This is a genomic window from Streptomyces scopuliridis RB72 (assembly GCF_000718095.1).
Taxonomy (GTDB): Bacteria; Actinomycetota; Actinomycetes; order Streptomycetales; family Streptomycetaceae; genus Streptomyces; species Streptomyces scopuliridis.
The window spans coordinates 68,871-93,717 of sequence record NZ_JOEI01000008.1 but is presented as its reverse complement, the minus strand read 5'-3'; the positions used below and the strand labels follow the sequence as shown (position 1 = coordinate 93,717).

At 70.3% G+C, this 24,847-nt stretch carries 22 protein-coding genes and 1 pseudogene; 9 read left to right on the top strand and 14 right to left on the bottom strand.

Features of this window, described 5'->3' with window-relative positions; genetic code table 11:
• Positions 1 to 13: 13 nt before the first annotated feature.
• From IF11_RS0111350 to IF11_RS0111315, 8 genes are read right to left on the bottom strand one after another with little or no spacing between them, the layout of a single operon-like run.
• Complete coding sequence (locus IF11_RS0111350; protein WP_030351398.1) at positions 14 to 2,023, bottom strand: NADH-quinone oxidoreductase subunit 5 family protein; 2,010 nt, start codon at positions 2,021 to 2,023, stop codon at positions 14 to 16.
• Complete coding sequence (gene nuoK, locus IF11_RS0111345) at positions 2,020 to 2,400, bottom strand: NADH-quinone oxidoreductase subunit NuoK (RefSeq protein WP_030351397.1); 381 nt, start codon at positions 2,398 to 2,400, stop codon at positions 2,020 to 2,022. Before nuoK ends, IF11_RS0111350 begins: the two co-directional genes overlap by 4 nt.
• Complete coding sequence (locus tag IF11_RS0111340; protein WP_037727550.1) at positions 2,400 to 2,969, bottom strand: NADH-quinone oxidoreductase subunit J family protein; 570 nt, start codon at positions 2,967 to 2,969, stop codon at positions 2,400 to 2,402. The genes nuoK and IF11_RS0111340 overlap by 1 nt, the downstream gene beginning before the upstream one ends.
• The gene (locus IF11_RS0111335) at positions 2,966 to 3,526 is read right to left on the bottom strand and encodes a NuoI/complex I 23 kDa subunit family protein (protein ID WP_030351395.1); all 561 of its coding nucleotides are present in this window, start codon (positions 3,524 to 3,526) and stop codon (positions 2,966 to 2,968) included. The genes IF11_RS0111340 and IF11_RS0111335 overlap by 4 nt, the downstream gene beginning before the upstream one ends.
• Complete coding sequence (locus tag IF11_RS0111330) at positions 3,526 to 4,494, bottom strand: complex I subunit 1/NuoH family protein (RefSeq protein WP_030351394.1); 969 nt, start codon at positions 4,492 to 4,494, stop codon at positions 3,526 to 3,528. Before IF11_RS0111330 ends, IF11_RS0111335 begins: the two co-directional genes overlap by 1 nt.
• The gene (locus IF11_RS0111325; protein WP_030351393.1) at positions 4,491 to 5,381 is read right to left on the bottom strand and encodes an NADH-quinone oxidoreductase subunit C; all 891 of its coding nucleotides are present in this window, start codon (positions 5,379 to 5,381) and stop codon (positions 4,491 to 4,493) included. The genes IF11_RS0111330 and IF11_RS0111325 overlap by 4 nt, the downstream gene beginning before the upstream one ends.
• Complete coding sequence (locus IF11_RS0111320; protein WP_030351392.1) at positions 5,378 to 6,079, bottom strand: NADH-quinone oxidoreductase subunit B; 702 nt, start codon at positions 6,077 to 6,079, stop codon at positions 5,378 to 5,380. The genes IF11_RS0111325 and IF11_RS0111320 overlap by 4 nt, the downstream gene beginning before the upstream one ends.
• The gene (locus IF11_RS0111315) at positions 6,070 to 6,462 is read right to left on the bottom strand and encodes an NADH-quinone oxidoreductase subunit A (RefSeq protein ID WP_030351391.1); all 393 of its coding nucleotides are present in this window, start codon (positions 6,460 to 6,462) and stop codon (positions 6,070 to 6,072) included. Before IF11_RS0111315 ends, IF11_RS0111320 begins: the two co-directional genes overlap by 10 nt.
• A 178-nt stretch (positions 6,463 to 6,640) precedes the next feature.
• Between IF11_RS0111315 and IF11_RS36550 the strand changes: the two are divergent.
• The 5 genes and pseudogenes from IF11_RS36550 to IF11_RS0111290 all read left to right on the top strand — a co-directional run bounded on the left by IF11_RS36550 (position 6,641) and on the right by IF11_RS0111290 (position 13,327).
• Positions 6,641 to 7,718, top strand: a pseudogene (locus tag IF11_RS36550) (sensor histidine kinase).
• A gap of 284 nt (positions 7,719 to 8,002) precedes the next feature.
• Positions 8,003 to 9,184 (top strand): sensor histidine kinase, encoded by a 1,182-nt coding sequence (locus tag IF11_RS0111305; protein ID WP_051745845.1) that lies wholly within the window; start codon positions 8,003 to 8,005, stop codon positions 9,182 to 9,184.
• A gap of 188 nt (positions 9,185 to 9,372) precedes the next feature.
• A complete protein-coding gene (locus tag IF11_RS0111300; RefSeq protein ID WP_030351389.1) occupies positions 9,373 to 10,032 on the top strand; it encodes a response regulator transcription factor in 660 nt (219 codons plus the stop codon).
• A gap of 273 nt (positions 10,033 to 10,305) precedes the next feature.
• The gene (locus IF11_RS0111295; protein ID WP_030351388.1) at positions 10,306 to 12,276 is read left to right on the top strand and encodes a 2-oxoacid:acceptor oxidoreductase subunit alpha; all 1,971 of its coding nucleotides are present in this window, start codon (positions 10,306 to 10,308) and stop codon (positions 12,274 to 12,276) included.
• Positions 12,269 to 13,327 (top strand): 2-oxoacid:ferredoxin oxidoreductase subunit beta, encoded by a 1,059-nt coding sequence (locus IF11_RS0111290; protein ID WP_030351387.1) that lies wholly within the window; start codon positions 12,269 to 12,271, stop codon positions 13,325 to 13,327. Before IF11_RS0111295 ends, IF11_RS0111290 begins: the two co-directional genes overlap by 8 nt.
• A gap of 47 nt (positions 13,328 to 13,374) precedes the next feature.
• Here IF11_RS0111290 and IF11_RS0111285 read toward each other — a convergent pair whose 3' ends face one another.
• On the bottom strand, positions 13,375 to 13,776 hold the full coding sequence (locus IF11_RS0111285; RefSeq protein WP_106979152.1) for a winged helix-turn-helix transcriptional regulator: 402 nt from the start codon (positions 13,774 to 13,776) through the stop codon (positions 13,375 to 13,377).
• A 131-nt stretch (positions 13,777 to 13,907) separates the two neighbouring features.
• Between IF11_RS0111285 and IF11_RS0111280 the strand changes: the two genes are divergently transcribed.
• Together IF11_RS0111280 and rarD are read left to right on the top strand one after the other, a co-directional pair.
• Positions 13,908 to 14,768, top strand: a complete 861-nt coding sequence (locus IF11_RS0111280) for an SDR family oxidoreductase (protein ID WP_030351385.1) — start codon at positions 13,908 to 13,910, stop codon at positions 14,766 to 14,768.
• Positions 14,769 to 14,967: 199 nt separating this feature from the next.
• Complete coding sequence (gene rarD, locus IF11_RS0111275) at positions 14,968 to 15,948, top strand: EamA family transporter RarD (RefSeq protein WP_051745843.1); 981 nt, start codon at positions 14,968 to 14,970, stop codon at positions 15,946 to 15,948.
• Between the two features lie 115 nt (positions 15,949 to 16,063).
• Here the strand turns inward: rarD and IF11_RS0111270 are convergent, their stop codons facing one another.
• On the bottom strand, positions 16,064 to 16,792 hold the full coding sequence (locus IF11_RS0111270; RefSeq protein ID WP_030351383.1) for an SDR family oxidoreductase: 729 nt from the start codon (positions 16,790 to 16,792) through the stop codon (positions 16,064 to 16,066).
• Positions 16,793 to 17,080: 288 nt separating this feature from the next.
• Here IF11_RS0111270 and IF11_RS0111265 point away from each other — a divergent pair, with 288 nt between their 5' ends.
• Positions 17,081 to 18,451 carry a M28 family metallopeptidase gene (locus IF11_RS0111265; protein WP_030351382.1) on the top strand — a complete coding sequence of 457 codons (1,371 nt, stop codon included), beginning with the start codon at positions 17,081 to 17,083 and terminating at the stop codon, positions 18,449 to 18,451.
• A 134-nt stretch (positions 18,452 to 18,585) separates the two neighbouring features.
• Here the strand turns inward: IF11_RS0111265 and IF11_RS0111260 are convergent, their stop codons facing one another.
• The 4 genes from IF11_RS0111260 to IF11_RS0111245 all read right to left on the bottom strand — a co-directional run bounded on the left by IF11_RS0111260 (position 18,586) and on the right by IF11_RS0111245 (position 23,162).
• Positions 18,586 to 19,503, bottom strand: a complete 918-nt coding sequence (locus IF11_RS0111260) for an ABC transporter permease (RefSeq protein ID WP_030351381.1) — start codon at positions 19,501 to 19,503, stop codon at positions 18,586 to 18,588.
• Positions 19,490 to 20,464 carry an ABC transporter ATP-binding protein gene (locus IF11_RS0111255; protein ID WP_051745802.1) on the bottom strand — a complete coding sequence of 325 codons (975 nt, stop codon included), beginning with the start codon at positions 20,462 to 20,464 and terminating at the stop codon, positions 19,490 to 19,492. The genes IF11_RS0111260 and IF11_RS0111255 overlap by 14 nt, the downstream gene beginning before the upstream one ends.
• Before the next feature lie 132 nt (positions 20,465 to 20,596).
• Positions 20,597 to 21,892: a LolA family protein gene (locus tag IF11_RS0111250; protein ID WP_030351379.1), complete on the bottom strand. Its 1,296-nt coding sequence runs from the start codon at positions 21,890 to 21,892 to the stop codon at positions 20,597 to 20,599.
• Positions 21,893 to 22,151: 259 nt separating this feature from the next.
• Positions 22,152 to 23,162 (bottom strand): polyprenyl synthetase family protein, encoded by a 1,011-nt coding sequence (locus tag IF11_RS0111245; protein WP_030351378.1) that lies wholly within the window; start codon positions 23,160 to 23,162, stop codon positions 22,152 to 22,154.
• A 155-nt stretch (positions 23,163 to 23,317) separates the two neighbouring features.
• On the opposite strand from IF11_RS0111245, the gene IF11_RS0111240 reads away from it, so the two are divergent.
• Positions 23,318 to 24,823, top strand: coding sequence for a peptide MFS transporter (locus tag IF11_RS0111240; protein ID WP_030351377.1), 1,506 nt, complete (start codon positions 23,318 to 23,320; stop codon positions 24,821 to 24,823).
• The last annotated feature ends 24 nt before the right edge of the window (positions 24,824 to 24,847 follow it).

Genomic DNA, 24,847 nt, shown 5'->3' with positions numbered 1-24,847 from the left:
TATCGATCACGGCTCACGCTCCGGCGGCGACGAGTACGGCGGCGATAGCCAGGACGACGGAGCCGGCCAGCAGGGCGCTGAGGTAGGTCTGCACGTTTCCGGTCTGGGCGCGGCGTACGGCGGCGCCGAGCCAGCCGGTGCCCGTGCCCGCGCCGCGTACGTAGGTGTCGACGACCTCGCGGTCGAGGAAGCGGACCAGCTGGGCGGCCGCCAGGACGGGGCGTACGAACAGCCGGTGGTAGACGGCGTCGAGATGGAAGCCGGCAGCCGCGTGGCGGTGGAGCGGCCCCAGCAGGAGACGGGCGGGGTCCGCGGGGTCGGGGGCGCCCGCGATGGACCCGTAGACCTGGGTGTGGATCTCGATGGCCTCCCTCTCCGCGAGGGCGGGCTCGGTGTCGGGGTGGGGGACGACGGCCCCGATCGGGTTGCGGGCGGCCAGCGCCGAGGTGTGCCGCCAGCAGCCGTAGGTGATCAGACCGCCGACGAGTGCGATGCCCGTGCCCAGGACGGAGGTGGTGAGGTTCGGGGCGAGGCTGTGGCCGTCAAACCAGCCGGGGAGATAGCCGATGGCCAGGCCGAGGCCGATGGAGGGGATGGCGAGCACCCACAGGACGGCGTTCATGGAGAGGGGCTGCTTGCCGTAGTCGGGGACCTCGGAGCCCCGGCCGCGGAAGGTCAGCAGCCAGAGACGGGCCGCGTAGGCGGCGGTGAGAAGGGCGGTGAGCAGTCCGGCGATCAGTACGGTCCAGCCCGCCGCTCCCGGGGCGGCGCCGCCGGATTCGCCGAGGGCCGTGTGCTCGGCGGCGACGAGGACGGACTCCTTGGAGAAGAAGCCGGCGAAGGGAGGGATCGCGGCGAGCGCGAGCAGGGCGACGGTCACCGTCCAATAGGCGTCCGGGATGCGCTGGGAGAGGCCGCGCATCCGGGACATGGCGGCCAGTGAGTTGGTGCCAGCGGCGTGGATGATCACGCCGGCGCCGAGGAAGAGGAGTGCCTTGAACGCACCGTGCGCGATGAGATGGAAGACGGCGGCGCCACGGTCGCCCACGGCCAGGGCGCCCGACATATAGCCGAGTTGGCCGATGGTCGAGTAGGCGAGGACGCGCTTGATGTCGTCCTGTGCGAGAGCGGCGAGCGCCGAGCCGACCATCGTGATCGCGGCCATCACGGCGAGCACCACCAGGGCGGCGGCCGAGGCGGCGAAGACGGGGAGGAGCCGGGCCACGAAATAGATACCGGCGGCGACCATCGTCGCGGCGTGGATCAGCGCGGAGACGGGTGTGGGGCCCGCCATCGCGTCGGGCAGCCAGGTGTGCAGCGGGAACTGCGCGGACTTGCCGGCCACCCCCGCGAGCAGCAGCAGCGCGATCAGGGTGGGGTGGTCGAGGCCGCCGTCGGCGACGGTCTTCAGCACGCCGGTGATACGGAACGTCCCGGCGTCGGAGGCGAGCGCGAACAGCCCGATCAGGAAGGGGACATCACCGAGCTTGGTGACGAGGAAGGCCTTGAGGGAGGCCGCGCGGGCCTCGGACGTCTCCCAGTAGTGGCCGACGAGGAAGTACGAGCAGATGCCCATGATCTCCCAGCCGACCAGCAGCACCATCAGATCGCCGGAGTAGACGACGAGCAGCATGGCGGAGGTGAAGAGCGAGACCAGAGCCGCGTACGAGGGGTAGCGCGCGTCGCCGCGCAGATAGCCCGTCGAGTAGATCTGCACGCACGACGCGACGACGCCGACGAGGACGGCGACCAGAGCCGCGAAGCCGTCGATGTACAGGGCGAGGTCGATGGGGACCGAGCCGGTGGGAGTGAGCTGGGTCGCGGCCTCCAGCGGTGCCTTCCCGTTGCCGTCGCCGCCGCCCTGGCGTACGGCCACGGCGATGGCGAACGCCGCCGCGGCCAGGGTCGGCAGGACGGCCAGCGGGCGTACGAACCCGGGTGCGACACGGCCGAGCAACAGTCCGGCGACGGCGCCCAGGAAGGGCAGGAGGGGAACGAGAACGGCGAGGGTCGTGGTGGTCACGCGGTGGCCTCAGCCTTCTGCGCCGGGGCGGCGCCGGTCGCGTCCGGCCCGGCGCCCCCGGGGGTGTCGGCGCCTTCGGCGGTGTCGCGGAGTCGGTCGATGTCCGAGGTGCCGCGGTTGCGGTAGACCATCAGGACGATCGCCAGGCCGATGCCGATCTCCGCGGCGGCGATGGCGATGACGAAGAGGGTGAGTGCCTGGCCGGCGTGCAGGGTGTCGCGGAGCCAGACGTCGAAGGCGACCAGATTGAGATTGACGGCGTTGAGCATCAGCTCGACGGACATCAGGACGAGGATCGCGTTGCGCCGCGCGAGCACTCCGTACAGCCCGGTGCAGAACAGGAGGGCCGCGAGCACGGCGGGATAGGCGAGATGCATCAGCGCTGCTCCTTACCGCTGCGGCTGTTCCTGGTGGCGGTCGCGCGTTTACGGGAGAGCACGATCGCGCCGACGAGTGCGGCCAGCAGGAGCACGGAGAGCGCCTCGAAGGGCAGCACCCAGTTGCGGAACAGGAAGTGGCCGGTCACTTCGGTGGAGCCCTGGGCCGGCCCGTCCAGGTCGATCCAGGTCGTACGGAACGCGTCGACGACCACCCAGACCAGGGACACGGCCGCGGCGACGGCGACCGCGAGGGCGACCGGGCGGTTGCCCGAATCGGCGTCCGGGGAGCGGCCGACGGGCGCCTTGGTGAGCATCAGCCCGAAGAGAAGGAGGACCACCACGGAACCGAGATAGATCAGGACCTGCACCCAGGCGATGAACTCCGCCGTGAGCAGCAGATATTCGACGGCCAGTCCGCCGAGCGTGACGACCAGCCAGAGGGCGGCGTGCACCAGCTGTTTGGTCGTGACGGTGACGAGGGCCGCGCCGAAGGTGACCAGACCGACGAGGAGGAAGGCGATCTCGACACCGCTGGGCGACAGGAAGCCGTGCGCTGCGAGGCTCACTCGCCCGCCCCCTGTTCCCGCTCACGCTGCGCCGCCGTCGCGAGCTTCTCGACGGTCTTGCGGGCAGCGCCCAGCTCCTTCGGCTCCTCGGCGGCCGGGTCGAGAGCGGGCGGCGCGGGCACCGTCCACATCCACTCGCGGAGCCTGTCCCGCTCGTGGGTGAGATCACGGATGTCCGTCTCCGAGTACTCGAACTCCGGTGACCAGAAGAGAGCGTCGAAAGGGCAGACCTCGACGCAGATACCGCAGTACATACAGAGCGCGAAGTCGATGGCGAACCGGTCGAGGACATTACGGCTGCGCTCGCGCCCCCCGGGGACGGCGGCGGGGACCGTCTCCTTGTGGGAGTCGATATAGATGCACCAGTCGGGGCACTCACGGGCGCAGAGCATGCAGACCGTGCAGTTCTCCTCGAACAGTCCGATCACCCCGCGGGTGCGGGGCGGGAGTTCGGGCTGCGCTTCCGGGTACTGCTGGGTGACGGTCTTCCTGGTCATCGTCCGCAGGGTGACGGCCAGGCCCTTGGCCAGACCGGAGCCGGGAAACGAGGGGGCCACTAGTTGATCGCCACCTTCACGATGCCGGTGAGCGCGATCTGCGCGAGAGCGAGGGGGATGAGAACGGTCCAGGCGAGCTTCTGCAACTGGTCCTCGCGCAGCCGCGGGTAGCTCACCCGCAGCCAGATGATGACGAACGCGAGGACGGCCGTCTTGAGGAGCGTCCAGACCCAGCCGAGTCCGTCGTCCCCGAGCGGGCCGTGCCAGCCGCCGAGGAAGAGGACGGTGGTCAGTCCGCAGAGGACGACGATGCCCGCGTACTCGGCGAGCAGGAAGAGCGCGAAGCGCAGGCCCGTGTATTCGGTGTAGGCGCCGAAGATGATCTCGGAGTCGGCGACCGGCATGTCGAAGGGCGGGCGCTGGAGTTCCGCGAGACCGGCGACGAAGAAGACCAGGGCGCCGACGATCTGCCAGGGCAGCCACCACCACTCGAAGGCGTTGAGGATGCCGGGCAGGGAGACGGTGCCGGCCGCCATCGCGACAGAGGCGGCGGCGAGCAGCATCGGCAGTTCGTACGCGAGCAGTTGTGCGGCGGTACGCAGGCCGCCGAGGAGGGAGAACTTGTTGGCCGAGGCCCAGCCCGCCATGAGCGAGCCGAGCACCCCGATGCCCATCACGGCGAGCACGAAGAAGATGCCCGCGTCGACGACCTGGCCGACCGCGCCCTCGCTCGGACCGATGGGGATCGCGACCAGCACGAGGAGGTACGGGAGAAGGGCGACGGCGGGGGCGAGTTGGAAGATACGGCGGTCGGCGTTGGCCGGGACCACATCCTCCTTCTGCGCGAACTTCACCCCGTCCGCGACGAGCTGGGCCCAGCCGTGGAAGCCGCCCGCGTGCATGGGGCCGAGACGGCCCTGCATATGGGCCATCACCTTGTGCTCGGTCTGACCAACGACGAGCGGGACGACCAGGAACACGGCGAAGACGACGGCCAGCCGCAGGGCGACGTCGAGTACGTCGTTCACGCGTCTCCTTCGGGGCGGCGGTCGCTCGCGGGGCCCTCGCTCTCGGGGCCCTCGCTCGGGGGGCCCTCGCTCTTGGGGCGTTTGCTCTCGGGGCTTTCGGTGGCGCTTGTGTTGTCCTCCGTCGCCGGAGGGGGTTTGCGCCACGGCGCGTCAGGAGTCGTGCCCTCCGGCTGCTGGCTCGCCGAGCCCTGCGTGACGCTGCGCGCGCGGCGGACCGGGCGGTCTCCCGCCGCACCGCCGGCCCCCGCGCCGCCGGCACCCGCGCCCGTGGCACGTGCTCCGCGAGCGGGTCGGGCCGGGGCCGGGGGCAACTGGCCCTTGAGGGGACCCCATTCGTTCGGGTCGGGAACGCCGGGCGGAAGCATCTGGCGCCGCTTGGGGCCACCGTGCTCGGACTCCCCCGGCTCCTTCGCACCCGGCCACGCCTTGACGACCCGGGCCGCCAGGACGAAGTCCTTGCGCAGCGGATACCCCTCGAACTCCTCGGGCAGAAGGAGGGGAACGAGGTGAGGATGGCCGGAGAAGGAGACGCCGAACATCTCGTGCGTCTCGCGCTCGTGCCAGCCCGCGCCCGCGTAGACGCCGACGGCCGTGGGCAGGACGGCCGCGTCGTGCGGGACGGTCGTACGGACCAGCAGCCGGCGGACCGTACCGCCCTCCAGGGCGACGACATGGGCGCAGACGCGGAAACCGCCGGTGCCCGGCTCGTCGACCGCGCTCAGCCAGTCGAAGTAGGTGCAGCCCAGCTGGTCGCGGGCGGTTTCGAGGGCGGGGATCCAGGACTCGGCGGGGACGTCGACCGTCAGCAGGTCGTACGCCCGCTCGGCCGTGGCCCCCTCGCCGAAGATCTCGGCGGCGGCGTCCGGCAGCCGGTCGTATGCGTTCACGAAGCGCTCTCCCCCGGCGTCGGTGCCGGCGGCGGTGGCGGGGTGACCAGTCCGCTGCGCAGCGCGGCGGCCGAGGGCCGGCCGGCCGAGGCGTACCGCTCGCCGAGCGATTCGCGGGCGATCTTCTCCTGGAGCTTCAGGATGCCCTGGAGCAGCGCCTCGGGGCGGGGCGGGCAGCCCGGTACGTAGACATCGACCGGGATGATCTGGTCGACGCCCTTCGTCACGGAGTAGGAGTCCCAGTACGGGCCGCCGCAGTTGGAGCAGGCGCCGAAGGAGATCACGTACTTGGGCTCGGGCATCTGCTCGTACAGCCGCTTCACGGCGGGCGCCATCTTGTCCGTGACGGTGCCGGAGACGATCATCAGGTCGGCCTGGCGCGGTCCCGGGGCGAAGGGGATCACTCCGAGCCGGATGAAGTCATGCCGGGCCATGGAGGCGGCGATGAACTCGATCGCGCAGCAGGCGAGTCCGAAGTTGAAGACCCAGAGGCTGTAGCGGCGGCCCCAGTTGAGGACCACCTTCATGGGCTGCGGGGCCAGCCGGGAGAGCACACCGAGCCGCTTTCCGCCTCCGGCCGCGTCTCCGGCTGCGGTTCCGCTGTCGGCGCCGGTCGCGTCGCCGGTTCCGGTTCCGGCGGGGCCGTCGGCGGCCACGGTCGGCAGGAGTTCCGGGGCGGGAGTGGGGGTCACGTCCATTCCAGGACGCCCTTCTTCCATGCGTAGAGCAGTCCTACGGCCAGGAAGCCGAGGAAGATGAACATCTCGACGAGCGTCGTGGCGCCGTATCCGGGGGCCGCGAAGACGGTCGCCCAGGGGAACAGGAAGATCGAGTCGACGGCGAAGACCACATAGAGGAACGCGTAGACGTAGTAGCGGACCTGGGTGTGCGCCCAGCCCTCGCCCACGGGGTCCACACCGCATTCGTAGGTGAGCAGTTTCTCCGGCGTCGGCACCACCGGCCGCAGCAGCCGGCCCGCACCGAAGGCGACGGCGACGAACAGCACGCCGACGACCGCGAGCAGTCCGACCACCGAATAGCTCTGGAAGTAGTCCGACGCGAGAACGGTCGGTTGCGACACGTCCGCCCCTCGCTCCCTGACCTCGTAGCGGTTTCTTCGACGATCTGTACGGACGGGAGTCTAGGCCCTGTTAAAGACTCGGTAAGCAGCCGCGTCCCGCATAGTGGGGTTATCCCTACTTCACCTGGCCCAGCTACCCCATGGCGCCCGCCATCCGCGACGTGCAGGCTTGGTCCTTATGACCGTGAGCAGCAGCCTCCCCGACGATGACCGACCGCCACCCGCGCGGTTCGCGTTCGACCGGCACACCTGGAAGGAGATCGCGCATCTCCTGGTGAACCTTCCGGCTGCCCTGGTCGGCTTTGTCTATGTGGTGGTCACGGTCTCCACCGGCGCGGGGCTTTCGGTGACGGTGATCGGGCTGCCGTGGCTGGTGTGCGGTCTCGCGGGGGCGCGGCTGCTCGGCCGGGCGGAGCGGGCGCGGGCGCGCGCGCTGCTCGGGGTACGGATCGACGAGCCGAGCCCGCTGCACGGCCCGGGCCGGCGCCCCGACGGACTGCTCGGCCGGATATGGGCCGGGCTGAAGGATCCGGTGGCGTGGCGGACCGTGCTGTACGAGTTCATCCGGCTGCCCTGGGGTGTGCTGACGTTCGCCGTCACGCTGACCGGTCTCTTCGTGTTCTGGCCGGTCCTCCCCTATGTGGCGCGCGGGCTCACCAATGTCGACCGGGCGATGGTGCGGGGGCTGCTCTCGCCCTCCGACGAGCTGGAGCGGCGGATCGCGGAGCTGGAGTCGGACCGGGGGGTGGTGGTCGACACGGCCGCCGCCGATCTGCGCCGGATCGAACGCGATCTGCACGACGGCGCACAGGCCCGGCTGGTGGCCCTGGCCATTGCGCGATCTGGCGCGCGGCATCCACCCGGCCGTCCTCACCGACCGCGGGCTGGACGCGGCGCTCTCCGCCATCGCCTCCCGCTGCACGGTCCCGGTGAAGGTGACCGTGGATCTGGACGAGCGGCCCGCCGAGGCGATCGAGGGCATCGCGTATTTCACGGTCTCCGAGCTGCTCCAGAACGTCAGCAAGCACAGCGCGGCGCGGATGGCGTCGGTGGATGTGTGGCGGCGGGACGACCGGCTGCTGATCCAGGTGCAGGACGACGGGCGCGGCGGCGCGCGGCTGGACGGCGGTACGGGCATGGCCGGGCTGTCCGAGCGGCTCGGCGCGGTCGACGGCCTGTTCGTCCTCGAATCCCCGGCCGGCGGGCCGACGATCGTCACGGCGGAGCTGCCGTGGCGGCGGCGCGGCAAGGGCTGAGCCCGGCGGCGCGGCAAGGGCTGAGCCCGGCGGCGCGGCAAGGGCTGAGCCCGGCGGCGCGGCAAGGGCTGAGCCCGGCGGCGCGGCAAGGGCTGGGCCCGGCGGCGCGGGAAGGGCTGGGCGCGGCCCCGCGCGGGCGCGACCACACCTCGGGGGTGGGGAAAACCCCAGGGTGAAGACGGAGACCGGCCTCATGGTGCGGACGCTCCGGCCCCGGGAGCATGGAGGACATGGAAGCACGCACCCCGCTCTCCCTCAGCCCGCTCGCAGAACGGACCACACCCATGGCCTTGGATGACGGATCGCAGCCGCGGCCCCACTTCCTTCCGCCGGCCCTGCGCGCCCCGTTCGAGGGGCGCACCTGGCGGGAGTTCGGCTATCTGCTGCTCAGCCTGCCGATCAGCGCGGTGCTGTTCGGCTACGCGATGGCGACCATCGCGCTCGGGGCGGGGCTGCTCGTCACCTTCCTCGGGGTGCCCGTGCTGGCGGTGGGGCTGGCCGGCTGCCGCGGCTTCGGGATGCTGGAGCGGGCACGGGCGCGGGGGCTGCTGGGGCTCGATGTGCCGGATCCGGCGCCGGCCCGTGGCGCGAAGAGCGGGCTGATGTCCTGGGTCGGCGCGGTGCTGAAGAGCGGGGTGTCCTGGCGCCATCTGCTCTACGCGATCCTGCATTTCCCGTGGGCGGTGTTCGCGTTCGTGGTGTCCCTGTCGTTCTCGGCCGTGGGCTGGGCGCTGTTCTCGTATCCGCTGTGGCATTGGGTGTTCCCCAGCCATCTCGACCAGTCGGGTATCGCGATCTACAGCGACGGCACGGGGGACGGCTTCTTCCTGGACACCCCGTTCGAGATAGCCGCCACCGCCGTGGTGGGGCTGGTGCTGGTGCTCTTCTGCCCCTGGCTGATACGCGGCCTGGCGACCGTGGACCGGCTGCTGGTGATGGGGCTGCTCGGCCCGTCCCGGCTGGCCACGCGGGTCTCGGAGCTGGAGTCGGACCGGGGGGTGGTGGTCGACACGGCCGCCGCCGATCTGCGCCGGATCGAACGCGATCTGCACGACGTGCGCGATCTGGCGCGCGGCATCCACCCGGCCGTCCTCACCGACCGCGGGCTGGACGCGGCGCTCTCCGCCATCGCCTCCCGCTGCACGGTCCCGGTGACGGTGGAGGTCGATCTTCCCTGCCGGCCGGCCGCCGCGATCGAGGGGATCGCCTACTTCACGGTCTCCGAGCTGCTCCAGAACGTGAGCAAGCACGCCAGGGCGAGCCGGGCGATGGTGGAGGTGTGGCAGACGCAGGACCGGCTGCTGCTCCAGGTCACGGATGACGGCAGGGGCGGGGCGGACGCGACGGCGGGCAGCGGTCTGGCCGGGCTGGCGGAGCGGCTGGACGCGGTGGACGGGATCCTGGTCATCGACTCCCCGGCCGGCGGTCCGACGACGGTGACCGCGGAGCTGCCCTGGCGGGGCTGACGCTCCTGGAGTGACGTCATGGGGTGACGTCGTGGGGATGTCTCCCGGGTGCCCCCACCCGGAAGGCTGTCGCCGGGCGGTGGGCCCATTTCCTGGCGGGTGGGCGCGGAGCGATCCGAATACTGGGATGCTGGAGGGCACAGGCGACAGATCTCACCAATGGGGGCTACGGCATCGTGGAGGACAGAGTGCGGGTCGTCATCGCCGAGGACTCAGTGCTGCTTCGGGAGGGCCTGACCCGGCTGCTGACCGACCGCGGGCACGATGTCGTCGCCGGTGTCGGTGACGGGGAAGCGCTCATCAAGACCGTGGGCGATCTGGCGGACCAGGGCGCGCTGCCGGACGTGGTGGTCGCGGACGTACGGATGCCGCCGACCCACACCGACGAGGGGGTACGGGCCGCCGTGCGGCTGCGCCGGGACCATCCGGGGATCGGGGTGCTGGTGCTCTCGCAGTACGTCGAGGAGCAGTACGCCACCGAGCTGCTGGCCGGCAGCAGCCGGGGCGTGGGGTATCTGCTCAAGGACCGGGTGGCCGAGGTCCGGGAGTTCGTGGACGCCGTGGTACGGGTGGCCAGGGGCGGGACCGCGCTGGACCCCGAGGTGGTCGCCCAGTTGCTGGGCCGGAGCCGGAAGCAGGACGTGCTGGCGGGGCTGACGCCCCGCGAGCGTGAGGTCCTCGGGCTGATGGCCGAGGGGCGGACGAACTCGGCGGTCGCCAGGCAGCTGGTCGTGAGCGACGGCGCGGTCGAGAAACACGTCAGCAATATCTTTCTGAAGCTTGGGCTTTCCCCTAGTGATGGGGATCACCGCCGGGTGCTGGCCGTGCTGACCTATCTAAGGTCCTGACCGGGGTACACCCTGGCTGTCGCCCCGTCAGCCGCACATGCGGGGTGCGGGGTGGGACGAAAGCCCTAGAACCAAAGGATGAGAGCGGAACGACCTTCACGGATCCCATCGGGGGTGGGCAAAATATGACAAATTGGCACGCGAAGGCGTCTCAAACTGGCGTCCACCATTCGATCGGTCAAGGGAAGGCGACCCTTACCGACGTAGGGTGGCCATCGGGACTGCCGGGCGGCCGGCCGGTCCCGAGCCGCCGCCCGAGGGAGGTCCAGTTCAGTGACCAGCCAGGTCAGTAGCCCAGCCGAGCAGGCCGATGGGGCCGACGACGCGAGTGAGAGCGATCGCGCCGTCGGTGACCAGCGTGCCCCCGCGTCCGGACAGGAGGGCGCAGGCGAGAAGGAAGTCCGTCGTCTGGACCGGGTCATCATCCGATTCGCGGGTGACTCGGGTGACGGGATGCAGCTGACGGGTGACCGGTTCACCTCGGAGACGGCGTCCTTCGGGAACGACCTGTCGACGCTGCCGAACTTCCCGGCCGAGATCCGGGCTCCCGCCGGAACGCTGCCGGGCGTCTCCTCGTTCCAGCTGCACTTCGCCGACCACGACATCCTCACCCCGGGCGACGCACCCAATGTGCTCGTGGCGATGAACCCGGCCGCGCTGAAGGCGAATATCGGCGATGTGCCGCGCGGCGCCGAAATCATCGTGAACACCGATGAGTTCACCAAGCGCCCGATGGCCAAGGTCGGTTATCTGACCTCACCGCTGGAGGACGGCTCGCTCGACGGCTACCAGGTGCACCCGGTGCCGCTGACGACGCTGACGATCGAGGCGCTCAAGGAGTTCGGACTCTCCCGCAAGGAGGCCGAGCGCTCCAAGAACATGTTCGCGCTCGGGCTGCTCTCCTGGATGTACCACCGTCCGACGGAGGGCACCGAGAAGTTCCTGCGGGCCAAGTTCGCCAAGAAGCCCCAGATCGCGGAGGCCAATGTCGCCGCGTTCCGGGCGGGGTGGAACTTCGGGGAGACCACCGAGGACTTCGCGGTCTCCTACGAGGTCGCCCCGGCCGGTGCCGCGTTCCCGGCCGGCACGTACCGCAATATCTCCGGGAACCTGGCGCTGTCGTACGGCCTGATCGCCGCCGGACACCAGGCGGACCTGCCGCTCTACCTCGGCTCGTACCCGATCACCCCGGCCTCGGACATCCTGCACGAGCTGTCCCGGCACAAGAACTTCGGCGTACGGACCTTCCAGGCCGAGGACGAGATCGCGGCCATCGGCGCGGCGCTGGGCGCGGCGTTCGGCGGGTCCCTCGCCGTCACCACCACCTCGGGCCCGGGTGTGGCGCTCAAGTCGGAGACCATCGGTCTGGCGGTCTCGCTGGAGCTGCCGCTGCTGGTCGTCGCCATCCAGCGCGGCGGTCCCTCCACCGGGCTGCCGACCAAGACCGAGCAGGCCGATCTGCTCCAGGCGATGTACGGGCGCAACGGCGAGGCCCCCGTGCCGGTGGTCGCGCCGCGGACCCCGGCGGACTGCTTCGACGCCGCTCTGGAGGCCGCGCGGATCGCGCTGACCTACCGCACCCCGGTCTTCCTGCTCTCCGACGGCTATCTCGCCAATGGCTCCGAGCCCTGGCGGATCCCGGAGACGGACGAACTGCCCGATCTGCGGGTGCGGTTCGCGACCGGGCCCAACCACGAGCTGGCCGACGGCACCGAGGTGTTCTGGCCGTACAAGCGCGACCCGCGGACCCTGGCCCGCCCGTGGGCGGTGCCCGGCACGCCGGGTCTGGAGCACCGTATCGGCGGCATCGAGAAGCAGGACGGCACGGGCAATATCTCGTACGACCCGGCCAACCACGACTTCATGGTGCGCACCCGCCAGGCCAAGATCGACGGAATCCAGGTCCCCGATCTGACCGTCGACGACCCGGACGGCGCCCGCACGCTGGTCCTGGGCTGGGGCTCCACATACGGGCCGATCACCGCCGCGGTCCGCCGGCTGCGCAAGGCGGGCACGCCCATCGCCCAGGCGCATCTGCGTCATATCAACCCCTTCCCGCGCAACCTCGGGGAGGTCCTTGGCCGTTATGACAAGGTCGTCGTGCCGGAGATGAACCTCGGCCAGCTCGCCACGCTGCTGCGGGCGAAGTATCTCGTCGACGCCCATTCGTACAACCAGGTCAACGGCATGCCGTTCAAGGCCGAGCAGCTGGCCACGGCCCTCAAGGAGGCCATCGATGTCTGATGCGAACGAGTTGCTGACGCTGGTCCCCAAGGCCGAGGCCAAGCAGTCCATGAAGGACTTCAAGTCGGACCAGGAGGTCCGCTGGTGCCCCGGCTGCGGTGACTACGCGGTGCTGGCCGCGGTCCAGGGCTTCATGCCCGAGCTGGGCCTCGCCAAGGAGAACATCGTCTTCGTCTCCGGCATCGGCTGCTCCTCGCGCTTCCCGTACTACATGAACACGTACGGGATGCACTCCATCCATGGCCGCGCCCCCGCCATCGCCACCGGTCTCGCGACCTCGCGCCGCGATCTGTCGGTCTGGGTGGTCACCGGCGACGGCGACGCGCTCTCCATCGGCGGCAACCATCTGATCCACGCGCTGCGGCGGAACGTCAACCTCAAGATCCTGCTGTTCAACAACCGGATCTACGGGCTGACGAAAGGCCAGTACTCCCCCACCTCCGAGCTCGGGAAGATCACCAAGTCGACCCCGATGGGTTCGCTGGACGCGCCCTTCAACCCGGTGTCGCTGGCGATCGGCGCGGAGGCGTCGTTCGTGGCCCGTACGGTCGACTCCGACCGCAAGCACCTCACCGAAGTGCTGCGCCAGGCCGCCGACCACCCCGGCACCGCGCTGGTGGAGATCTACCAGAACTGCAATATCTTCAACGACGGCGCCTTCGAGGTCCTCAAGGACAAGGAGAAGGCCGAGGAAGCCGTGATCCGGCTGGAGCACGGGCAGCCGATCCGCTTCGGCGTGGAGGGCAAGAAGGGCGTGGTCCGCGACCCGGCCACCGGCGACCTGGAGGTCGTGGCCGTCACGCCCGAGAACGAGTCGCGGATCCTCGTCCATGACGCGCACGCGACCAGCCCGACCACCGCGTTCGCGCTGTCCCGGCTCGCGGACCCGGACACGCTGCACCACACCCCCATCGGGGTGCTGCGCAGCGTCGAGCGGCCCGTCTACGACACCCTGATGGCGGACCAGCTGGACGCGGCCGTCGAGCGGCAGGGCAAGGGCGATCTGGCCGCGATGCTCGCCGGTGGCGACACCTGGACCGTCGTGGGCTAGGGCCTGTCCCGTCCTGGAACGTCTCGGTTCTCCGGGGCCCGGATCTCTTACGAGGTCCGGGCCTCGTCGTGTGCGAAGGCACGGGCCTCGTCGTATGCCTGGCGGGCCTTGAACACCTCGTCCAGCCGCCGTTCCGTCCAGCGCGCCAGCCCCCACACCTGCTCGGCGGCCTCCCGTCCCAGTTCGGTCAGGGTGTAGTCCACCCTCGGCGGGATCACGGGCTTGGCGTCGCGGTGGACGAAGCCGTCGCGTTCCAGGGTCTGGAGTGTCTGGGCGAGCATCTTCTCGCTGACCCCGCCGACCTCGCGCCGCAGTTCGCTGAAGCGGTAGGAGCGCTCCAGCAGGGCGGCGAGCACCAGTACGCCCCAGCGGCTGGTGACGTGCTCAAGGACCAGCCGGGAGGGGCACATGGACCGGTTGACGTCCGGCTTCGCTGTCTTCGCCGGCATTTGCGCCTTCTCGCTTACGGCCATGCCAGTACCTTACTTCAAGGTGGGTACTTTCGCTTGGTTAGTGCTCCCTCTAGGGTGAGTGACAGAGAGCACCGATCCGCGCATATCCACCCGAACTGGAGCCCCCCATGAGCATCGTTGTCACCGGAGCCACCGGACACCTCGGCCGGCTGGTCGTCGAGTCCCTGCTGGCCGACGGCGTCCCGGCCGACGGGATCGCCGTCGTCGTACGGAACAAGGAGAAGGCCGCGGGGCTGGTGGCGCGCGGTGTCGAGCCGCGGGTCGCCGACTACAGCCGCCCCGAGACGCTGACGGACGCGTTCCGGGCCGGTGACCGCGTACTGCTGATCTCCGGCAGCGAGGTCGGGCAGCGGGTGGCGCAGCACAGCGCCGTCATCGACGCCGCGCGGGCGGCCGGCGTGGCCCAGCTCGCGTACACCGGCGTCCTGGGCGGACCCGACGCCGACTTCCAGCTGGCCGCCGAGCACAAGGCGACCGAGCAGCTGATCCTCGATTCCGGGCTGCCGTACACGTTCCTGCGCAACGGCTGGTACACCGAGAACTACACCGGCAACCTCGCGCCCGTACTGGAGCACGACGCCGTCGTCGCCGCCGCGGGCGAGGGCCGGGTCGCCTCCGCCACCCGCGCGGACTACGCCGCCGCCGCGGCGGCCGTACTGACCGGCGAGGGACATCTGAACAAGGCGTACGAGCTGAGCGGCGACACGGCGTGGTCGCTGAGCGAGTACGCGGCGGAGCTGTCGCGGCAGACCGGCAGGACCATCGCGTACAACAACGTGCCGGCCGAGACGCTTCTCGGGATCCTCACCGGCGCGGGGGTGCCCGAGCCGATGGCCGCGATCCTGGTGGACGTGGACCACGCGATCGAGCGCGGGCGGCTGGCCGGTACGTCGGGCGATCTGGCCCGGCTGGCCGGCCGCCCCACCACGCCGCTCGCCGACACGATCGCCGAGGCGCTCAAGGGCTGACACGCACGCGCTGACGCGTCATGACCGTATGACGATACGGACATGACATCGCGGCCCGCGCGGCGCTACCTTCATGGGGGCGCCGTGTCGGGACGGCGCGCGAGCGCGGCGGGGAGGGCCAGTGAAGGCGGACGGCGACCAGCGGGCAGGACTGCTGGATCAGCGGGCAGGACTGCTGTACGGGATCGGTGCCTACGGGATGTGGGGGCTGGTCCCGCTCTACTGGCCCCTGCTCGAACCGGCCGGGGCGATGGAGATCCTGGCCCACCGGATGGTCTGGTCGCTGGCGTTCGTCGCCATCGGGCTGCTGGTGCTGCGCCGCCGGCGCTGGATACCGGAGCTGATACGGCAGCCCCGCAAGCTGGGTCTCATCGCGGTGGCCGCCGTCACGATCTCCCTCAACTGGGGTTTCTACATCTGGGCGGTCAACACCGGCCATGTCGTCGAGGCCTCGCTGGGCTACTTCATCAACCCGCTGGTGACGATCGCCATGGGCGTGCTGCTGCTCAAGGAACGGCTGCGGCCCGCCCAGTGGACGGCGGTCTTCATCGCCCTGGCCGCCGTGCTCGTCCTCGCCATCGGGTACGGGCAGCCGCCCTGGATCTCGCTCGTACTGGCCTTCTCGTTCGCGACCTACGGCCTGGTCAAGAAGAAGATCAACATCGGTGGTCTGGAGTCGCTGGCCGCCGAGACCGCGGTCCTGTTCCTGCCCGCGCTCGGCTATCTGGTGTGGCTGGGCGCGTCCGGCTCGGCCACCTTCGGCTCGGAGGGTACGGGCCAGATGGCTCTGCTCGCCGCGACGGGTGTGGTCACCGCGCTGCCGCTGATCTGCTTCGGCGCGGCGGCGATCCGGGTGCCGCTGTCGACGCTGGGCCTGCTCCAGTATCTGGCCCCGGTCTTCCAGTTCGTGCTGGGGATCACGTACTTCCACGAGGCGATGCCGCCGGAGCGGTGGGCGGGCTTCTCTCTGGTCTGGCTGGCCCTCGTGATCCTGACGTGGGACGCGCTGCGGAACGCGCGCCGCACGCGGTCGGAGGCGCTACGCCTGACGGCGGAGGCGGCGGAGGCGGCAGCGACGACGACGGCCTCGGGCTCGGGCTCGGGCTTGGCACAGGCGGAAGCGCCGCTCCCGGTTACGGAACCGGCGCCCTCCCGTCCTCGCGAGCCGGACCCCCGGTAACCGGCCTGGCGGAATCCGGCCGCCGTCCGCCATCCGGACGAGCCGTACGAGGAGGACGAGTTCCGCGTGGCCCAGGTCCTGTCCGACCGGACAGGACCCAGTACCGCGGTGCGAGTCAGGAGAGCCAGTCGGTGTAGTGGGTGGGTGCGAGGTGGGCGTCCTTGTCGGTGAGGACATCACCCTTGACGACGGCGAACATGCCGGCGGTGGGGTCGGTGACGACCGTACGGCCGTCGCCCTTGCGGGACAGGGTGATCCGGCCCAGCTCGTCCAGGGAGAAGATCTCGGGGCCGGCGATATTGCGAATGCCATTCAGCGGGGCACCGGCGGCGACCTCCGCCACCGCGTCGGCCACGTCCTTGGCGGCGATCGGCTGGATGGGCGTGGCGGGCAGCCGGACGGTGTCGCCGTCGGCGGTCCAGGACAGGACGGCGTCCATGAAATCCATGAACTGCGTCGCCCGGACGATCGAGTAGGGGATCGGCCCGGCCGCGAGGATGTTCTCCTGGAGCACCTTGGCCCGGTAGTAGTCCAGCTCCGGCACCTGTTCCGCGCCGATGATCGACAGGATGACGAAGTGGCCGACGCCGCCCTTCCGGGCCGCGGCCAGAAGGTTGTCCATCGAGGTCTGGAAGAAGGCCGGGGAGGCTTCGTCGAAGGTCGGGGAGTTCGTCAGGTTGACGACGACGTCGGCTCCCGCCACCGCCTCGTCCAGTCCCTGACCGCTGATGACGTCGGCTCCGGTGGACTTCGAGTGCGGTACCGCCTCATGCCCGGCGGCGTTCAGATTCTTGACGACCCGCGACCCGATCAGCCCGGTACCGCCGATGACTGCGAACTTCATGCCATGCCTTTCGTCGGGAGCATGTCCGCAATATGGCATATGAGGCAAAAGAACCTGCTCAAGACCACCGTCAAGGGAAACCGGAGATGTCCGGTCAGCGAACACCACTGACCTGTTTCCGCTCTTGACGGCGAGTCAAGCTCTCCCCGAGCATTCAGCACGCACAGCGCACCAACAGCTTCCAGCACCACGATCAGCACCAGCACAGCTCCAACGCCCCACGTCACCGTCGCCGTGGGGCGTCTCGCACGTTCCGTCCTGTCCCCGTACGGAATCCGGAGCCCCCACATGAAACTCTCCGTTCCCGGAGCGCACCGAATATCCCCCCGTGGCGCCACGGCCGTGGTCGCCGGACTCGCGGCCGCCGGGCTGCTCGCCGCCGCCGCGCCCGCCGTGTCGGCGGCGCCCGCCGCGCCTCCGGTCTCCACGAGACCGGCGCAGTCCGCGCCCGCCGCGCTCGCGGCCCCCGACATACCGCTCGCCAATGTCAAGGCGCATCTCACCCAGTTCTCGTCCATCGCCGCCGCCAACGGCGGCAACCGCGCCCATGGCCGCGCCGGATATCTGGCCTCCGTCAACTACGTCAAGGGCAAGCTGGACGCGGCCGGGTTCACCACCTCCGTACAGCAGTTCACCTCCAGCGGTGCCACCGGCTACAACCTGATAGCCGACTGGCCGGGCGGCGATCCGAACCAGATCGTGATGTCCGGTTCGCATCTCGACTCGGTCACCTCGGGCGCCGGGATCAACGACAACGGATCAGGCTCCGCCGCCATCCTGGAGACCGCGCTCGCCGTCTCCCGGGCGCAGCTCCAGCCGGCGAAGCATCTGCGGTTCGCCTGGTGGGGCGCGGAGGAGCTGGGTCTCGTCGGTTCGCGGTACTACGTGAACAATCTGCCGACCGCCGAGCGCGCGAAGATCAGCGGCTATCTCAACTTCGACATGATCGGCAGCCCGAACGCCGGTTACTTCGTCTATGACGACGACCCGGCCATCGAGCAGACCTTCAAGGACTACTACGCGGGTCTCGGCGTCGCGACGGAGATCGAGACCGAGGGCGACGGCCGCTCGGACCACGCCCCGTTCAAGAACGTGGGCGTCCCGGTCGGCGGGCTCTTCAGCGGCGCCGACTACATCAAGACCGCCGCGCAGGCGCAGAAGTGGGGCGGCACCTCGGGGCAGGCCTTCGACCGCTGCTACCACTCCTCCTGCGACACCACGGCGAACATCAACGACACGGCGCTCGACCGCAACAGCGATGCCGTCGCCCACGCGGTCTGGACGCTGTCGGCGAACTCCTCCGGCCCGTCGGGCGAGGTCTTCGAGACCGTCGACGATCTCACCATCCCGGACAACGGACCCGCCGTCACCTCGGCGGTGACCGTCTCCGGCCGTACGGGCAACGCCCCCGCCGCGCTCAAGGTGGGTGTGGACATCAAGCACACCTGGCGGGGTGACGTGGTCATCGACCTGATCGGCCCGAGCGGGACGGTCTACCCGCTGAAGAGTTCCAGCGGCAGTGATTCGGCGGACAACGTGATCGCCACGTACACGGTGAACGCGTCGAGCGAGACCGCGAACGGCGTCTGGAGGCTCCGGGTCCAGGACGTGGCCGCCCAGGACACCGGCTACATCGACAGCTGGCGCCTCACCTTCTGAACCTTCAGGGACCGCCCGCGGCACCTTCCATGACCGCGACTGCCCGCGTGCTGCAATCGGTGCGCACGCGGGCAGCCGCACGTACGTGCCAAACAGGAGCAAGCGGTCTGTCGCGGCTCAGGTCCCGTCGCGGCTCAGGCGTTGATGTCCTTCGTCGTGAAGCGCGCCCAGGCCGCCGAGCCGAACACCGCGGCGTACAGCGCCTGGAGCCCCAGGTTCCTGCCGATGTCGTCCCAGTAGAACGGCTCGCGCAGCAGGTCCGCGAAGGACAGCCAGTAGTGCGAGAAGAGATACGGCTGTATCGCGTGCAACTGCGGGATCGTGTCCAGGATCTGCACCGTGATCAGCAGTCCGACGGTCGCCGCCATCGCCGCGATCCCGCTGTTGGTCAGGGTGGAGATGAGCAGCCCGACCGCCGCCAGCCCCACGAGCGAGGCGGCGACGACCACCGCGATCAGCAGGGCCCGCAGCAGCCCGTCGCCGAACGAGATGCGGGTGCCCGAGATCGTAGTGACGTCACCGAGCGGGAAGAGCAGCGCGCCGACGACGAGCGCGGAGGCCGCCACGACGAGCGTCGCGACCAGACAGAAGGCAAGCGTGGACGCGTACTTGGCGAGCAGCAGTCTCGTACGCCCGGCCGGCGCGACCAGCAGATAGCGCAGCGTCCCGCCGTTGGCCTCACCAGCGATCGCGTCGCCCGCGATGACCCCTACCGCCATCGGCAGGAAGACGGGCAGCGTCGCGGCGAGCGCTGCGAAGACCAGGAAGAGTCCGTTGTTGGTGATCTGCGTCAGGAACGCGGGTCCGTTCGCCCCGCCGCCCCGGCCCATTCCCCCGCCGTCGCTCGTCTCGATCTTCACGGCGATCCCGATGAGGACGGGTACGGCGGCGAGCACGCCGAGCAGCGCGAGCGTCCGCCAGCGCCGGAAGGTGGTGGTCACCTCGGAGCGCAGCAGCCCGAACGTCCACCACAGCCGGCGCTCCCGGTCCCGCGCGACGGGCTCAACGGGTCCCGCCGCCGTCGCCCCCGCCCCTACCTCAGCCCGCGACATCGAAGCCCTCCCCCGTCAGCGCGACAAAGGCGTCCTCCAGCGAGGCGCGCTCCTGGCCGAAGGCCCGTACGCGTACCCCCGCCCGTACGAGCGCCGCGTTGAGGTCGGCGGGGTCCACCGGCTCCGCCCCGCCCGTCGGCAGCTCCCCGCTCACCCGGTCCTCCGCCACGACCACATCGGTGACCCCCAGCTCCTTCAGCACCCGGGCGGCCTCACCCGGGTCGGGGGTGGTGACGGCCAGCCGGCCCCGGGTCCCGGCCGCCAGCTCGGCGACCGGTCCTTGGGTGATCAACCTCCCCTGGGCCATCACGGCGGCGTGCGTACACACCTGCTCGATCTCGTCGAGGAGATGCGAGGAGAGGAAGACGGTCGTGCCGTCAGCCGCCAGCTCCCGTATCAGCGTCCTGATCTCCCGCATGCCCTGCGGGTCCAGACCGTTCGTGGGCTCGTCGAGCACCAGCAGCCTGCGCGGTCGCAGCAGCGCCGACGCGAGCCCGAGCCGCTGCTTCATCCCGAGTGAGTACGCCTTCGCCTTCTTGCCCGCGGCGGCGGTCAGCCCGACCCGGTCCAGGGCCTCGGTCACCCGGGCGCGGCGGGTACGGGGATCGGCCGTCGGGTCGGCGGAGTCGTACCGTACGAGGTTCTCGCGGCCCGACAGGTACCCGTACAGCGCGGGTCCCTCGATCAGGGCGCCGACCTGGGGAAGCACGGCACGGGCCGCGCGGGGCATCGGCCGGCCGAGGAGCGAGGCCGAGCCCGCGGTCGGCTCGATCAGCCCCATCAGCATCCGGATCGTGGTCGTCTTGCCCGAGCCGTTGGGTCCGAGGAAGCCGAAGACGCTGCCGGCGGGGACGGAGAGGTCGAGCCGGTCCACGGCGAGCTGCCCGCCGCGGTACCGCTTGGTGAGGCCACGCGTCTCGATCACATCGCGCACGCCCAGCACATCGAGCACGGCAGTCATCTCGCTCCCCCGTTCCCTTTTCCTGACAGCGGTGACATATCGGCAGTACGAGAACGGACCGGCCCCGGTCAGCGTTCCGCCCCGCCGTACGGAGCGTACGACGGGGCGGAACAGGCCGGACCGGCCGGATCGTTACTTCGCCTCGTTGGCGGCCTTGACCAGCGCGTCCTGCGTCACCGCGCCGACGTACACCGTGCCGTCATCCGTCATCAGGGCGTTGACCAGACGGGTCTTGAAGACCGTGCCCGAGCCGAACTTCCCGGTGACCTTGTCGCCCAGCGCGTCCAGGAACTGCTGCGCCTCGGCCGGGACATCGCCCGACTTCGCCGCGTCCGCGCCCGCCGCGCCCGCGATGCCCTCACCTGCGCCGGTCTTCAGCTCGTAGACGGCGTTCCAGCCCTCGCCGATGACCTTCACGTCGCCCTGCTCCTTGGGCCCCTCGGCGCCGTCGGCGCCCTTGGGCAGCTCCCGGGCCCCGGTCTTGTCGCCGCTCTTGTCGCCCTCTTCCGTCACCTTCGCGCCCTTGGGGGGCGTGAAGTCGAACGTGGAGGCGGCGGGCTTGGCGAAGTCGACCTCGGTGAAGCCGACATCGACCACGGCCTTGCCACCGCTGCTCGGCGAGAGCGTGAACTTCAGCGGGGTACCGGTCTTCGCGTCGACCGCGACCTTGATCGAGCCGACCGTCGAACCGCTCTGCTTGGGCTTGATGAGCAGCTGGTACGCATCGCGCCCGGCGACCTTCGCCGTACCGTCGACGCTCACGGACGTCGTGTCGCCGGCGGCCTTCAGAGCCTCCTCGGCGAACTCCTTGGGCGTCGCCGGGACGTCCTTCAGGGCGTCCTTCGGGGCGTTCTTCTCGCCGCCCTTGGCCGCGCCGCGCTCGGCCGCGTCCTTCGGGGCGGTGGCGTGGTACGCCTCGTTGGAGGCGCTGTCGTACGCCCAGACCTCGCCGCCGTTGTGGATCAGGCTGTACTCGGCGGCGGTGTCGCGGATCGACAGCCGCTGCTTGTCGGGGCCGTCCACCGCGACCCGCAGCGTGTGCGTGCCGGAGCTGAGCTCCATCAGCTTGGCGTTGGGGTCCGCGGTGGAGCCGTCGGAGGAACCGCTCGGCCCGCCCTTGCCCCCGGCGAGCGCGCCGCCCGCCAGGTCGCCGAGGCCGGCCAGTGACGGCAGCCCCAGATCGGTGGTGATCTTCACGGAGCCCGAGAGCTGCTCGGTCTCCGACGCGGCGATCTTCTCGATGAGTTGCTGCGCGCTGATCTCCGGCAGTTTGGGGTCGCCGGTCGCGGCGAGTGCCGGGACAAGCCCGATGGTCGCCGCAGCCACCCCCGCCACCGCGACGGGGAGCGCGTAGCGAGCCGCCTTGCGGCGGCCCTCGCCGGGCTCCCTGTCCTCCGCGGTGATCCGTGCGCTGTCGTTCGGTGCCATGTGTGCCCTACCTCCGTGGTCGGCGGCCTTCGGTCTGGTGCACTCGTCCACTCCGCGCCGCCGGTCTCACCCGAATTGGTCAGGAGTGGTGTTAACCATCTGACCAAACGGCCCCGCCATAAGCGTCAGACCCGGGGCGCAACTTCCCGTACTGCTCTGGGATGACATACCGATGAGATGCTTCCCGTATCCACTAGGGGAAGACAGGATTCCGCCAGCTCACGCACTGTCCTCACGCCACGTCAGGCCAGGTCGTGCGTCAGCCCGCCCGGTGGACCACCGCGTCGCACAGCTCGATCAGCGCGGACTTCGCGTACCCCTCGGCCAGCGGTGTGAGCGTCGCCCGCGCCTCCTGCGCGTACCGCACCGTGTCCCTGCGCGCCTGCTCCAGGGCCGGATGCGCGCGCAGCAGCCGCAGCGCCTCCGAGAGCCGCGCGTCGTCCGCGAGATCGCCGTCCAGCAGCTCGACCAGCGCGAGGTCGCCGGGTCTGCCGTACGCCTCGGCCTGGGCGCGCAGCAGCAGTACCGGCAGTGTGGGGATGCCCTCGCGCAGATCCGTGCCGGGCATCTTGCCCGACTCGTGCGAGTCGCTGGCGATGTCGAGGACATCGTCCGCGAGCTGGAAGGCGACACCGAGCCGCTCCCCGTACTGGGTGAGGATGTCGACGACCGACTCGTCCGCGCCGGAGGTCATCGCGCCGAAGCGGCAGGAGACGGCGACCAGCGATCCGGTCTTGCCGCCCAGGACGTCGAGGTAGTGCTCGACCGGGTCGCGTCCGTCGCGCGGTCCCGCGGTCTCCAGGATCTGGCCCGTCACCAGCCGTTCGAACGCCTCGGCTTGGATCCGTACCGCCTCGGGTCCCAGGTCGGCCAGGATGTGCGAGGCGCGCGCGAAGAGGAAGTCACCCGTGAGGACGGCGACCGAGTTGCCCCAGCGGGCGTTGGCGCTGTCCACGCCCCGGCGGACCTTCCCCTCGTCCATCACGTCGTCGTGGTACAGCGTCGCGAGATGCGTCAGCTCGACGACCACCGCGGCGGGAACGACACCGGGCGCGTACGGATCACCGAACTGTGACGCGAGCATGACCAACAACGGCCGGAAGCGTTTGCCGCCCGCCCGTACCAGGTGCTGGGCCGCCTCCGTGATGAACGGCACGTCGCTCTTGGTGGCATCGAGCAGCCCCGCCTCGACAGCCGCCAACCCGGTCTGGACATCGGCCTCAAGAGCCTGGTCCCGCACGCTCAGCCCGAACGGCCCGACGACGGTCACGAGAGGTACTCCTGTCTGCTGACGATCACACGGATTGTCGATGTGTCGCTGTCTCCGCTCAAGTCAGCGTATCCGGTCCCCTTTCGATCACCATGGGCGCCTTCCCGGACCCGCCGGTATGTTCGGGATCAGCCATACGACCAGGAGTAGTGCTTTTGTCCGGAACAACGATCGAACCCCGAGCGAACGCGGAGCAGCCACCATCCGGCGATGATCACGCCTTCCTCGGCCACCCCCGCGGCCTGCTGACCCTGTCCGGTCTCGAAGTCTGGGAACGCTTCTCATTCCTCGGGATGCAGGCCATCCTCGTCCTCTTCTTCGTCGCCACCGTCCAGGACGGCGGCCTGGGCATGGCGGACGGAACGGCCGCCTCCATCGCGGCGGCCTACGGGACGCTCGTCTATCTGCTCTCGGTGGCCGGCGGCTGGCTCGCGGACCGGATCCTCGGCTCGTACCGCGCGGTGCTCTGGGGCGGCATCCTCATCGCCATCGGGCACTACGCCATGGCCGTCCCCACGGCGGGCATGACCTGGGCGGGCCTCGGCCTGATCAGCGCCGGTACGGGCCTGCTCAAGCCGAATGTCTCCGCCATGGTCGGCAAGCTCTACCGCACCGAGGACGAGCGCAGGGACGCCGGCTTCGCCCTCTACTACATGGCGATCAACATCGGCGCCTTCCTCGGCCCGCTCGTCACCGGCTGGCTCGGCGAGCACGCGAGCTGGCACGCCGCGTTCTCGGCCGCCGCCGTCGGGATGACCCTCGGTCTCGTCCAGTACGTGGCGGGCCGCCGTCACCTGGCCGGACGCAAGCACGCCGCGGAGTTCGCGCTCGCGCCGGAGCCGATGCGCCGGGCCGTACGGCTGATGATCGTGGGCGCGCTCGTGGTGGCCGTCCTGGCGGTGGCCCTGTCGCTGGCGGGCCGGCTCACCATCGGCCGCTTCGCCGACGTCCTCACCGTCCTCTCGGTGATCGCGCCCGTCGTCTACTTCGTGGTGATGTTCCGCAGCCTGCGGGTGACCGCCGAGGAGCGCGGCCGGCTGCGCCCGTATCTGGTGCTGTTCCTGGCATCCGTCTTCTTCAACTTCATCCTCTTCCAGGCGTACTCGACGATGATCCTGCTCGCCTCGACCAACGCCGACACGTCGATCCTCGGCTTCACCTTCCCCACCGGGTGGTACGCCTCCGCCCTCGGCGCCTTCGAGGTCGCGCTCGCGCCCGTCGTCGCCGCCGTTTGGATCCGGATGGGCCACCGCCAGCCGCACGCCTCCAACAAGATCGCGATCGGGGTGATCCTCGGCGGTCTGTCCTTCCTGCTGATGGTGCTGCCCACCTCCGGGCACAGCGGCGCGGACTACCGGATGGCCGCCTGGTGGATCGTCGGCTCGTATCTGCTGCTCGGCCTCGGCGACATCCTGGTGGAGACCTCCGGGCTCTCCGCCTCCACCAAGCTCGCGCCCAGGGCGTTCGCCAGCCAGACCCTGGCGCTCTGGTTCCTGTCGCTGGCCCTCGCCAACGGCATCCAGACGCAGACCGTGAAGCTGTACGGGCAGGTCTCGCACTCCGCGTACTTCGGCGTGAACGGCGCCATCGCGGTCGTGGCCGGTCTGGCGGTGGTCGCGGCGGCGCCCTGGCTGCGCCGGACCATGTATCCCGTCCATTGAGCCCCGCCCCTTCCCCCGCACCGT

What these genes read in the sequence shown, in the direction of transcription:
- nuoK (WP_030351397.1), bottom strand. Translation starts at nt 2,400, where the DNA reads ATGCATCTCGCCTATCCCGCCGTGCTCGCGGCCCTCCTGTTCTGCACC.
- IF11_RS0111320 (WP_030351392.1), bottom strand. Translation starts at nt 6,079, where the DNA reads ATGGACGTGACCCCCACTCCCGCCCCGGAACTCCTGCCGACCGTGGCC.
- IF11_RS0111305 (WP_051745845.1), top strand. Translation starts at nt 8,003, where the DNA reads ATGGCCTTGGATGACGGATCGCAGCCGCGGCCCCACTTCCTTCCGCCG.
- IF11_RS0111290 (WP_030351387.1), top strand. Translation starts at nt 12,269, where the DNA reads ATGTCTGATGCGAACGAGTTGCTGACGCTGGTCCCCAAGGCCGAGGCC.
- IF11_RS0111285 (WP_106979152.1), bottom strand. Translation starts at nt 13,776, where the DNA reads ATGCCGGCGAAGACAGCGAAGCCGGACGTCAACCGGTCCATGTGCCCC.
- IF11_RS0111280 (WP_030351385.1), top strand. Translation starts at nt 13,908, where the DNA reads ATGAGCATCGTTGTCACCGGAGCCACCGGACACCTCGGCCGGCTGGTC.
- rarD (WP_051745843.1), top strand. Translation starts at nt 14,968, where the DNA reads ATGTGGGGGCTGGTCCCGCTCTACTGGCCCCTGCTCGAACCGGCCGGG.
- IF11_RS0111270 (WP_030351383.1), bottom strand. Translation starts at nt 16,792, where the DNA reads ATGAAGTTCGCAGTCATCGGCGGTACCGGGCTGATCGGGTCGCGGGTC.
- IF11_RS0111265 (WP_030351382.1), top strand. Translation starts at nt 17,081, where the DNA reads ATGAAACTCTCCGTTCCCGGAGCGCACCGAATATCCCCCCGTGGCGCC.
- IF11_RS0111260 (WP_030351381.1), bottom strand. Translation starts at nt 19,503, where the DNA reads ATGTCGCGGGCTGAGGTAGGGGCGGGGGCGACGGCGGCGGGACCCGTT.
- IF11_RS0111255 (WP_051745802.1), bottom strand. Translation starts at nt 20,464, where the DNA reads ATGACTGCCGTGCTCGATGTGCTGGGCGTGCGCGATGTGATCGAGACG.
- IF11_RS0111250 (WP_030351379.1), bottom strand. Translation starts at nt 21,892, where the DNA reads ATGGCACCGAACGACAGCGCACGGATCACCGCGGAGGACAGGGAGCCC.